An 11634-nucleotide genomic window follows, 5' to 3' on the forward strand; every position below is an offset into this window, starting at 1 on the left:
TCCAGAATTAATTCAATTTAGTTACAGAATTAATTTTTAAAAATGATTCAATAATTTAGAATGCTATATAACTATGACCCTAATAAAATCTATATCAGGAATACGCGGAACAATAGGCGGCCAGCCGGGAGAAAATTTAACACCAATTGATGCTGTTAAATTTGCTGCTGCTTATGGGACCTATATAAAAAATCAGCGCAATAAAGAAACGCATCGCGTTGTAGTAGGTCGTGATGCCCGTTTGAGTGGGGAGATGTTGCAGCAGCTTGTTATGCAAACTTTAGTAGGTATGGGGATTCACGTTATAGATTTAGATCTTTCTACAACACCTACCGTTGAGATAGCTGTACAATTAGAGCACGCAGATGGTGGCATCATACTAACTGCCTCACACAATCCTAAGCAATGGAACGCGCTAAAACTTTTAGATAGTAATGGAGAGTTTTTAAATGCTGAAGCGGGAGCAGAAATCCTAAAACTATCTGAATCTGTAGATTTACAATTTGCAGAAGTAGATGATCTGGGCGAGATACATAAAAACGATGCATATATAGATATTCATATAGATGAGGTACTCGATTTAGAGCTTGTAGATGAAGACGCTATTAAGGCAGCAAAGTTTAAGATTGTCGTTGATAGTGTAAATTCTACAGGAGGTATCGCTATACCTATGCTTTTAAATCGTTTAGGCGTACACACGGTTAAGTTGTATTGTGATCCCACAGGACATTTTCCGCACAATCCAGAACCTTTAAAAGAGCATTTAGGGGATATCTGTGCATTAGTTAAAGAAGAAGACGCAGATCTTGGTATTGTGGTAGATCCTGATGTTGATCGTCTGGCGTTTATAGATGAGACCGGCGAAATGTTTGGAGAAGAATACACACTTGTAGCCTGTGCAGATTATGTTTTAGGCGAAAATCCGGGAGATACCGTATCTAATTTAAGTTCGTCAAGAGCTCTACGTGATGTTACCTTAAAACACGGCGGCAAGTATCACGCTTCGGCAGTAGGTGAAGTTAATGTGGTGACAAAAATGAAAGAAGTAAACGCAGTGATAGGTGGAGAAGGCAATGGTGGAATTATTTACCCAAAATCACATTACGGTCGTGATGCGCTGGTAGGTGTTGCGTTATTTTTGACCCATTTGGCTAAAAAGAAGATTAAGGTAAGTGAACTTCGTGCGAGTTACCCGTCTTACTTTATGAGTAAGAAGAAGATTGAATTGACTCCGACTCTTGACGTTGATAAAATTTTAGATACAGTAGCAACCCGCTATAAAAACGAAGAAGTAAATGCGATAGATGGTGTAAAAATTGATTTTGAAAAACACTGGGTTCACTTAAGAAAGTCAAATACAGAGCCCATAATTCGTATTTATACCGAAGCATTTACACAAGCTGAGGCAGATCAAGTTGCTGATGCCATGATTGCTGAAATTAAAGAACTAGCAGGTATCTAAAAGTAGTAAACAGTTAGTTGTTAAACCTCGATGGATGTTTAATAAATATACTGTATACGATTACTCCGCGTGCTTAAAACGTTTATGCGTCCACAAGTAATATTGTGGCGCATTGCGTATTTGAGCTTCTAGATTTGATATAAATGCATCTGTGATTGCATATTCGGGTAGTGATGTTGGTTCTTCTGTAATCACTTTAAAAATGGCTTTATAGTGGCCTCGTTTTACCTTATCTACAGCAAGATATAATACCGGCATATTTTCGGCTATTGCTAAACGCTCTATTCCTGTAAAGAAGGGTACATTTTGTCCTAAAAAATCTGTGCAATATTGATTTTTTCGGGTTTTAGGCGATTGATCTGCAATAAAAGCATACGTCGCCATTTTACCTGCACGTTGCTGTTTTTTTATAATAAATGTGGCTTCTTTGTTATTTATCAATTCAGAATTCCACTTTCCTCGTATATCTCGTATAAGTTTATCAAAATATGGATTCTTAATACGTTTATAAATACCATAACCGCTATGGTCAAAATAAAATTGCAAAGCCGTAAGCCACTCGTAGCTGGCATAATGCCCCATAACGATAAGAGAACTCCTGCGCTCTTCTGCTAGTTTGTGTATGATATCTAAATCTGGCAGTTCAAATCGTTTCTTTAATTCTTCCGCAGAAATGGAGATTGATTTGATCATCTCAAGAAACATATCGCACATATGGCTGTAAAACTCCTTTTCAATCTTTAATAACTCGGCATCAGATTTTTCAGGAAAAGCAGTTTTAAGATTAAATCTCACAGTTTTTTTACGGTAACCTACAAGGTAGTAGACCAGTATGTAAACCAGATCAGAAACTTTATAAAATAACCAAAACGGAAGACGCGATATAAGCCACAAAAGCGGGTAAACAAGCCAGAATATAAGCCATTGCATGAGCGGTAAATTTTGGGTAAATATAGGTATATTTGAGGCTAAATTAGTGTAAGTATGGGCGATTTGAACTTGGTTACCGTTATTGTTATAGCAGTAAATGTGTTAATCTCAATGAAGGGTTTTAAAGACTATTCATTTTTTGAGAAATACAAATTTAATACAGGAGCCATACGCAGAGGTGAACATGTACGGATTCTTTCTTCGGGCTTTTTACATGTGACCAATTCGCACTTATTTTTTAATATGCTAACCCTGTATTTTTTTGCTCCTATAGTGATTGGCTTTTTAGGTAATTGGGAATTTATCGTTATTTATCTAGGAAGTCTTGTTTTAGGTAATTTACTTTCCTATTATTTTCACAAAGATGAATATCACTATACAGCTGTAGGAGCGAGTGGTGCTGTTTCTGGGATATTATATTCTGCAATTTTGCTAAACCCAGATATGAGTTTATATATGTTCTTTATTCCTGTGCCTATTCCAGCATATATCTTCGGTATTGGGTACTTACTGTACTCGATTTATGGAATGCGGGCAAATAATGATAATATAGGTCACGATGCGCATTTTGGTGGGGCAGTAGGGGGTTATGTTATTACTTTGTTAATGGTTCCTATATTGCTCCAGGTTAACTCCTTGATGGTAGGACTTTTAGCAATTCCTATTATTATTCTCTTTATTCTCAACAAGACCGGGAAGATATAATGGCACAGGTCTTGCCTATAGTTAAGCAAACAATAAAACAATCTTATATGAAAACTATTTTAATTTTAGCTATTACAGCTATGACTACATTGGCAAACGCTCAACAAATACAACCATCTGTAAGTGTAACTGGCGAAGGAAAAGTAATTGCTGTACCAGACGAGGTTACTATAAGCCTGGGTGTGCAAACACAAGGTAAAGTCGCAGAAACTGTAAAATCTGAAAATGATACTTCAGTAGATAAAGTGCTGGCTTTTTTAATGAAAATGAATATCCCGCAAAATCAGGTCCAGACTGAATATGTAAGCTTAAACAAAAATTATGATTACAATACCAAAACTTACAACTATAACGCCAGCCAGACTATTTCTGTAAAACTGAAAGATTTATCGCGTTATGACGAGGTAATGTCTGGTCTTGTAGCTTCAGGGATTAACACAATTAATGGTGTTGATTTTGGTTCTTCAAAGATGGAAACTTATGAGGCAGAGGCACGTAAAAAAGCTGTAGCTGATGCAAAGATGAAAGCACAGGAATATGCAGGTGTTCTTAATCAAAAAATAGGTAAAGCTCTGATGATTGCAGAACAAGGTACAAATGCACCACAACCACAGCCTATGTATAAAGTAGCGATGATGTCTGAGTCTATGGATTCTTCTCAGCGAACTTTAGCTCCGGGAGAAATAACCATAACTTCAAAAATTCAAATTTCTTTTGAGCTTTTAAATTAGAAGAAACTACTTTAAATAAATCTTGAAGGATCTATAAATCACGTTTATAGGTCCTTCTTTTTTTATGCATTACATGCTCGTAATTCTTCCACAGTTGCTGTATAGCTTTATTTTCTTCCAGTTCAGGATTGGTTTCTACTTCTGTAATTCCGTTAGCAGAAAATAAATCTTGCATCGCCTGAAAGATTACTGCAGTAAGACCTTTTCCTTGATATTCAGGATCTATACCTATTAAGTAAAAAGCCGCAGTATCATTCTTTGAACGGGCGCGTAGCATATGAATAAAGCCAAAAGGCCAAAGGCTACCGTTAGCTTTTTTAAGGGCATTACTAAAGGAAGGCATCGTGATGGCAAACGAAATCAATTTACCGTTTGCATCTTCAATACATTTTATATAATTAGGATTTATATACTTAATGTACTTCTCTTTGTAGTGATCTATTTGATATTGCTGAATAGGCACAAAGGTGCTTAACTCACTATAGGTTTTATTAAGAAGGCCAAACATATCATCTACGTAAGGTATAATCTCTTTTGTATTCTTAAAATGAATCATTTTAAGCTTGTAGCGTTGTTGGACGATACGCGCAAATTTTTCAACTTTTTCGGGAGATTTTTTTGGGATTTGAATTTTAAATTCAACCCATTCTGAAGCTTTTTCAAAATTCAGTTTTTCAAAATGCTCTTTATAATACGGATAGTTATACCATGTAATCATGGTATTTAAATACTCAAAACCTTCAATAAGCAATCCGGCTTTTTCCATATTACTAAAACCTACCGGACCTTCAATCCACTTTAAGTTATTGGCAATACCTATTTTTTCAACTTCAGCAATTAAGGCTTTTGTAACCTCAACATCGTCAATTGCATCAAACCAACCGAAACGCATTTTAGGTTTTCCCTGCTCATCTATTTCAATACGATTAATGATTGCAGCTATACGTCCTACAGGCTTATCATTTTTATAAGCCAGAAAAAAGCGAGCTTCAGCATTCTTAAAAACAGGATTCGTATTTGAGTCCATACTTTCAAGCTCATCATTAATTAATGGTGGAACCCAGTTACTGTCTTTCTTGTATAGCGAAAATGGGAATTTGACAAACTGCGTCAATTCCTTTTTCGTTTTCATTTCTTTAATCGTAATCATTGTAATTTTTAAATAGCGTGTAAAGGTAACCGTATTTTTATTTCTGCGGAAGTAACTCGTCTTTACTATGAAAATCTAGTCTATACGACACTCCTAATCCCAATTGTCTGCGCTTAGGAGTTTCTTTAAAGTTTACTAATGCACTTAAATCTACCTGAAAGTTTTTACTAATTAGATAAGCACCACCAAAACGTAGCAAATCATCAGAATATATATCACTTGAGATAATTTGAATTTCTGCAAAAGCTGCAATTTTAGGATTAAAAGAGTGGGTCATTGTGGTGATCCAGGCTTTTGTAGGATAGTCTGTTAAAAACTGGTCATAGATAAAATTATTTACCCATACCCAGGGTCCCCAGTTGTGTTGTGTAATTATAACTGCTTTAGGTGTAAACCCAGCCTGACTGTCTGGTAAAAACGGATTGTTATCTTCATACACATAATTTGCACCAGAATAGATAGAAACAGCCGGGATTAATGTATTCCATTTAAACCTGCGATTTGCCCAGTAACTATACAGGTTTATTTTATCTTCTCTATTTTTGTAGGGGTCGTAGATAAGGTATTTAGCACCCGCTGTTACAATAGGAAATCCACTTTGTGTATACGGCTCAGCATTGCCTGCTGTGGGGGTAATATCTTCATAAAGAAAATTACCGTTTACTATAAATTCTAATTGCTCTCGTATGGCACCAAAACGTATGGCAAATTCTGCTCCTATATTGTCTGTTTCAGTAAATCTTAGATTGTGTGATTCTCTTCCTAAAGTAGTACCTAGTTCTGCCTGCAGAACACCTCGCCCAGGAGCAAAAGCACCTTGCGATTGTCCCGGTCTGTTAGAATTAATAGTTTCAGTGTATTGAGCGTTAGCTTCTTGCGTGATAATACCTAGAAGCAAAATACTACTAAAAATTAATCTCCCTAGCATAATACATTTTAATTTTTGAGGTTTACACTAGATATATTCTTGTGTAATCTCACAAACATAGTTTAAATATAAGAGATAGCCTAAAGATCAATTGATAAGAGCAGGGTGTTGTTTTATTCTTTTTTTAGGTATAAAGAATTAGCGAATAGTTAATTTTACAACAAATAGTACAAAGATGAAATTGTTACAAACCATACTTATAATTCTGCTTATATTTTTTGGGTTGCGCATACTTTTTAGATTGGCAGCACCTTATTTAATGCGTTACATCGCTAAAAAAGCGGGAGAACGTTTTCAAAATATGGCCGGTGGTTTTAAAAACCAGAATACGCAAACAAAACCAGAGGGTGAGATCGTTATTGAAAAAATACCGAATCAAGACAGGACTTCAAATAAAAAGGTAGGTGAATATATCGATTACGAAGAAATTGAGTAATTTCAACCCTTTAGTTACAGTTACATTCTATGAGTTTTTCGTTTAAAAAAATAGGACCACACGTTGCTGTGGTATTTGTATTTATAGTTACTGCACTTCTTTATTTTAGTCCGGTACTTTCGGGTAAAAAAATGTTTCAAAGTGATATACAGCAATATCGCGGAATGGCTAAGGAGCAAATGGACTTTAGAGCGCAAACCGGGGAGGAGCCTTATTGGACAGACGCTGCATTTGGCGGAATGCCAACTTATCAATTAGGTGCTAAATATCCTAATAACTGGATTAAAAGTCTTGATTTAGGAATTCGGTTTTTACCGAGACCTGCAGATTATTTATTTCTCTATTTCATAGGTTTTTATATTTTATTACTCGTTTTAAAACTAGACTGGCGTTACGCTGCACTGGGTGCGTTAGCTTTTGGGTTCTCGAGTTATTTGATTATCATATTAGGAGTGGGGCATAACGCTAAAGCCCATGCTATTGCGTATATGCCGCTGGTATTAAGTGGTATTTTACTCACATTTAGGCGCAACTATATCTGGGGCTTTATACTTACTACGTTGGCAATGGCACTGGAGATCGTGGCTAACCATGTGCAGATGACCTACTACCTTATGCTTCTTGTAGTTGTTTTAGGTATTGCTTACCTCATAGATGCGATACGTAAAAAAGAACTTGCGCATTACTTTAAAAGCGTAGGTATTCTAATACTTGCTGTGGTTCTTGCTGTTGGGACTAACGCAGCGAGTTTAATGGCTACTTCAGAATACAGCTCATTTAGTACCCGTGGAAAAAGTGAATTGACAATTACTCCAGATGGTTCTCCTAAAGAAGATATAGTAGGTCTTGATAAAGCTTACATAAACCAGTATAGTTATGGTATTTCTGAAACTTTAGATTTATTTATTGCCGGTCTTTACGGCGGTTCAAATTCTGAACCTTATAATAAAGATAGTGCCTTTGCTAACTTTTTACTGAAACAAGGCGTGCCACCGGCTCAGATAGAATCTGTTTACGGGCAATTTGGTCTTTATTATTGGGGAAGCCAACCGGGAGTTTCGGGACCTGCCTATTTAGGCGCAGTAATTGTATTTCTGTTTGTTTTGGGATTATTTCTGGTACGAGGCAGATTAAAATGGTGGCTTGTAGGAGGTACGGTTTTATCATTGCTTCTTAGCTATGGGAGTAATCTAGCCTGGTTTACAGATTTATTTATTGATTACTTCCCACTATACAATAAATTTAGAGCAGTAACCTCTATACAGGTGATAGCAGAATTGTGTGTTCCCGTTTTGGCATTATTCGGATTATTTAAAATACTTCAGCTAACAGAACCGGTAGAACGCAAGTTATTAGCTTTAAAATGGAGTACCGGCATCACCGCAGGATTGGCTCTAATAATTTTACTTTTTAAAGGAAGTCTGTTTTCATTTGCCGGCGGAAACGACGCGTATTTCATTCAGAATTTTGGGATGGAATTCATGAATGCCGTAAAGGAAGATCGTAAAGCACTTTTAGTAAGCGACAGCATTAAAACGTTTGTGCTCGTTCTTATCGCAGCTGCGGTTCTTTGGTTTTATTTAAAAAAGAAAGTTTCAGAAAATCAGGCGCTAATTGTTCTTACATTACTAATTGTGTTTGATTTGGTTCAGGTTGACAGGCGTTATGTAAATTCAGAAAATTTTATGGCCGCACGGTTAGTTGAGCAACCCTTTCAACAATCTGCGGCAGATCAACAAATATTACAGGATACAACGCGCTATCGTGTTTATGAGCAAAGTATAGGGCTTAATGGTGCGCGTACCAGTTATTTTCACAGTTCTATAGGTGGGTATCACGGTGCTAAGCCGGGAAGACTGGCAGATCTTGCTGACTTTTATTTATATCAAGGTAAAATGGCCCCGCTTAATATTCTAAATGTAAAATATGTAATTACTCAAAATGAAGAAGGAGAGGAGCAGGTACAAATTAACCCCAATGCAAATGGCAATGTGTGGTTTGTTCAAAATGTAAAACTTGTACCTAATGCAGATGCCGAGATTTTAGCTCTTGATAATCTAAATACGCTTCAAACTGCCGTTGTAAATGAGAGATATAAAAACGAACTGGGAAGTTTAATTTTTCCTGAAGATAGTCTTGCTAGTGTAAAACTAATTGAGCATCAACCTAATTATTTAAAGTATAAAGCTACAACAGGAGCAGAGCGTCTTGCTGTCTTTAGTGAAGTGTATTATCCTAATGGATGGAATGCTTATATAGACGGAAACCAGGTTGATTATATAAAAGCAGATTATATTCTAAGAGCATTAATGGTACCCGAAGGAACTCATACAATAGAATTTAGGTTTGAGCCTGAGGTAATAGAAACCGGAAGCAAAATAAGTCTTGCAAGTAATATAATTGTAATCTTGATTCTTCTGGGATCCTTGTTTTTAAGTTTTAGAAAGAACAAACAAAAAGTTGAAACTGAAGCTTAAAATTTTTAGTTAGAAATTAGAACCGTGTTTTGTGAAAAAAGCCCTGATTATTTGTTATTATTGGCCTCCTGCGGGTGGTCCCGGGGTGCAGCGCTGGCTCAAATTTGTAAAATACCTACGAGACTTTGATATAGAGCCGGTAGTTTATGTGCCTGAAAATCCACATTATCCAATAGTTGATGCAAGCTTAGAAGCAGAAATCCCGCAGGGGATTACTGTTTTAAAACATCCTATTAAAGAACCCTATGGCTTAGCACAATTGTTTTCTAAAAAACAAACAGATCAAATAAGCAGCGGTATTATTAAAGATAAGGAAAAGCAGGGTCTACTTCAACGTCTGATGCTTTTTGTACGCGGAAATCTATTTATTCCTGATGCCCGCAAATGGTGGATAAAACCTTCGGTCAATTATTTGTTATCTTACCTAAAGTCAACAAATATTGATGTTATTATAACTACAGGACCGCCACACAGTTTACATCTTATAGGACTTCAGTTAAAAAAACAAACACAGCTTCCCTGGGTTGCAGACTTTAGAGATCCCTGGACGACTATAGGCTATCAGAAAAAGTTAAAACTTACTCAGAAATCACGTCAAAAACATGTAGATCTCGAGTTTGAGGTATTAAATAAAGCAGATCATATTATAGTTACCAGTCCTACTACTAAAAGTGATTTTAGTAAAACGACGACAACGCCAATAACCTGTATTACAAATGGTTTTGATACCAGCTACAATATAACCGCAAGTTTAGATAGTAAATTCACATTAGCACATATAGGTTCGCTTCTTGAAGATCGTAATCCAGATATTTTGTGGCAGGTTTTGAGTGAACTTAAGCAAGAGCATAATGATTTTTCTCAAGATTTGCGTATTCAGCTAACCGGTAAAGTAAGTGCTACTGTAGTTCAAAATATAACGCACTATCAATTATCCCAAAATCTAGAATTACCGGGTTATGTTTCGCATCAAGAAGCAGTTAGCAGACAACAGAGCGCGCAACTGTTACTTTTAATTGAAATAGATTCTTACGATACCCAGGCGATAATTCCCGGTAAATTATTTGAGTATTTAGCCTCTAAAAGGCCTATAATAGCAATAGGTCCAAAAGATTCTGATATTATAGAAATACTGGAACAGGCAAAAAGTGGTTCTTATTTTTCGTATGGAAATAAAGTTCAACTAAAAAACACCATTTTAGATTTTTATAATAGGTATAAAACGGGCGGTATTTCTCAAAATACTTCAGATTTGACAGCCTTTACCCGCAAAGAATTAACCAGACAACTTTCAGAAATACTTCATCAATTTTAGATTAAAGCCTTTATGGGAATTGTCTCTTCACAATCTTTTAAAAACCTCATAACCACCTATCTTGGTTTTGGAATAGGTGCCTTAAACACATTGGTACTTTATGTTCATTTCTTTAAAGATGAGTATTATGGTTTGGTAGGTTTTTTATTGAGTAGCGCAACACTAGCAATGCCTTTTATCGCTGTGGGTGCTCAAAACACACTTATTAAGTTCTACTCCATATATAGTGGTAGAAATCAAGATGTATTTTTAAGTTTTATGTTGCTTTTGCCGTTACTTGTATTAATACCAAGCTCTATTCTCATTGGGATTTTCTATGATGAACTTGTAACTTTTTTAGCTTCAAAAAATGAAATTGTACGCCCTTATGTTTTTCTCATAGGAATAATTGCTTTTGCAATGGCATATTTTGAGATTGCCTATGCATATTCAAAAGCACAGTTGCGTAGTGTCTTTGGGAATATAATGAATGAGGTTTTTCACCGCTTAGGAGTAATGATTCTTCTTCTGTTTTTTGCATTAAAAATTATAACTACTCAAGATTTTTTATATGGGGTGGGTGTAGTTTATATGTTACGTATGGGTATTATGATGGGGTATGCTTTTTATTTAAAAAAGCCAAGGTTGAGACTGGCAATCCCTTATGAATGGGTTGCAATACTTAAATATAGTGTGCTTATAATCATAGCAGGTTCTGTAGCGGTAATGATTTTAGAAATTGACATGTTTATGCTGGGGAAGCTGGTGCCAATTGAGAATGTTGCTTATTATTCAGTAGGAATTTATATCGCCGCTGTAATTGCTGTACCGGCCAGAGCGATGCATCAGATTATGTATCCGTTGACAGCTAATTATCTTAATGAAAGACGTTTTTTAGAGCTCAAAGATCTCTATAAAAAAAGTTCACTAACACTCTATATAATTTCTGGTCTTCTTCTGTTGTTAATTGTATGCAATATAAAAAGTCTGTATTTAATTTTAGATCCTGCATACAGTAAGGGACTTTACGTGGTGCTTTTGATTTCGCTTGCAAAATTAGTAGACAACATTTTAGGAAATAATAACGCAATATTATACAACAGCGATTATTATAGACTGGTGCTTGTATTGGGCGTTTTCTTAGTTGTCGTAGCGGTAGCTCTTAATCTTATTTTTATACCAAAACTAGGAATAAATGGTGCCGCTATAGCAACCTTTATAGCTTCAGTAGGTTATGCATTTGCTAAAATTGTAGTGGTGTTTAAAAAATTTAAGATGCACCCCTTTACTCGAGAAACGCTATACACAACATTCTTACTCGTGCTACTAGGTTTAGCTTTTTATTTTTGGGATTTTACTATAAATCCGTTGTTAGCGATTGCATTAAAATCATTGATAATAAGTTTTAGCTATTTAAGTGTAGTTTATGTCTTTAAACTCTCTCCCGAGATATATAAATGGATAAATGATTATATTTTGAAACGAAAATCCCGCTTTGAATAAATCAAAAACGGGATCTTC

The 11634-nt window shown here is 35.7% G+C and carries 10 protein-coding genes; 7 read left to right on the plus strand and 3 right to left on the minus strand.

Annotation, left to right across the window (positions count from 1 at the left end; all coding sequences use genetic code 11):
• Nucleotides 1–73 precede the first annotated feature (73 nt).
• Nucleotides 74–1462, plus strand: a complete 1389-nt coding sequence (gene glmM / locus P164_RS03815; protein ID WP_028375147.1) for a phosphoglucosamine mutase — start codon at nt 74–76, stop codon at nt 1460–1462.
• Between the two features lie 60 nt (nt 1463–1522).
• On the opposite strand, the gene P164_RS03820 is transcribed toward glmM, so the two are convergent.
• Nucleotides 1523–2392 (minus strand): lysophospholipid acyltransferase family protein, encoded by an 870-nt coding sequence (locus P164_RS03820; RefSeq protein WP_028375148.1) that lies wholly within the window; start codon nt 2390–2392, stop codon nt 1523–1525.
• A 54-nt stretch (nt 2393–2446) separates the two neighbouring features.
• On the opposite strand from P164_RS03820, the gene P164_RS03825 reads away from it, so the two are divergent.
• Nucleotides 2447–3097 (plus strand): rhomboid family intramembrane serine protease, encoded by a 651-nt coding sequence (locus P164_RS03825; protein WP_028375149.1) that lies wholly within the window; start codon nt 2447–2449, stop codon nt 3095–3097.
• Between the two features lie 47 nt (nt 3098–3144).
• On the plus strand, nt 3145–3828 hold the full coding sequence (locus tag P164_RS03830) for an SIMPL domain-containing protein (protein ID WP_028375150.1): 684 nt from the start codon (nt 3145–3147) through the stop codon (nt 3826–3828).
• 31 nt (nt 3829–3859) lie between these two features.
• On the opposite strand, the gene P164_RS03835 is transcribed toward P164_RS03830, so the two are convergent.
• Both P164_RS03835 and P164_RS03840 read right to left on the minus strand, forming a co-directional pair.
• Entirely contained in the window at nt 3860–4978 is a 1119-nt protein-coding gene (locus tag P164_RS03835; protein WP_028375151.1) for a GNAT family N-acetyltransferase, read from the minus strand.
• Nucleotides 4979–5015: 37 nt separating this feature from the next.
• Nucleotides 5016–5906, minus strand: coding sequence for a transporter (locus P164_RS03840; RefSeq protein WP_028375152.1), 891 nt, complete (start codon nt 5904–5906; stop codon nt 5016–5018).
• A 175-nt stretch (nt 5907–6081) separates the two neighbouring features.
• On the opposite strand from P164_RS03840, the gene P164_RS03845 reads away from it, so the two are divergent.
• The 4 genes from P164_RS03845 to P164_RS03860 are packed head-to-tail and all read left to right on the plus strand — an operon-like array spanning nt 6082 to nt 11616.
• A complete protein-coding gene (locus tag P164_RS03845) occupies nt 6082–6342 on the plus strand; it encodes a DUF4834 family protein (RefSeq protein WP_028375153.1) in 261 nt (86 codons plus the stop codon).
• 29 nt (nt 6343–6371) lie between these two features.
• Nucleotides 6372–8819 (plus strand): YfhO family protein, encoded by a 2448-nt coding sequence (locus tag P164_RS03850; RefSeq protein WP_028375154.1) that lies wholly within the window; start codon nt 6372–6374, stop codon nt 8817–8819.
• A 31-nt stretch (nt 8820–8850) separates the two neighbouring features.
• Complete coding sequence (locus P164_RS03855; protein ID WP_028375155.1) at nt 8851–10134, plus strand: glycosyltransferase family 4 protein; 1284 nt, start codon at nt 8851–8853, stop codon at nt 10132–10134.
• Nucleotides 10135–10146: 12 nt separating this feature from the next.
• Entirely contained in the window at nt 10147–11616 is a 1470-nt protein-coding gene (locus P164_RS03860; protein WP_028375156.1) for a lipopolysaccharide biosynthesis protein, read from the plus strand.
• Nucleotides 11617–11634: the final 18 nt, after the last annotated feature.

Source organism: Leeuwenhoekiella sp. MAR_2009_132 (assembly GCF_000687915.1).
Classification (GTDB): Bacteria; Bacteroidota; Bacteroidia; order Flavobacteriales; family Flavobacteriaceae; genus Leeuwenhoekiella.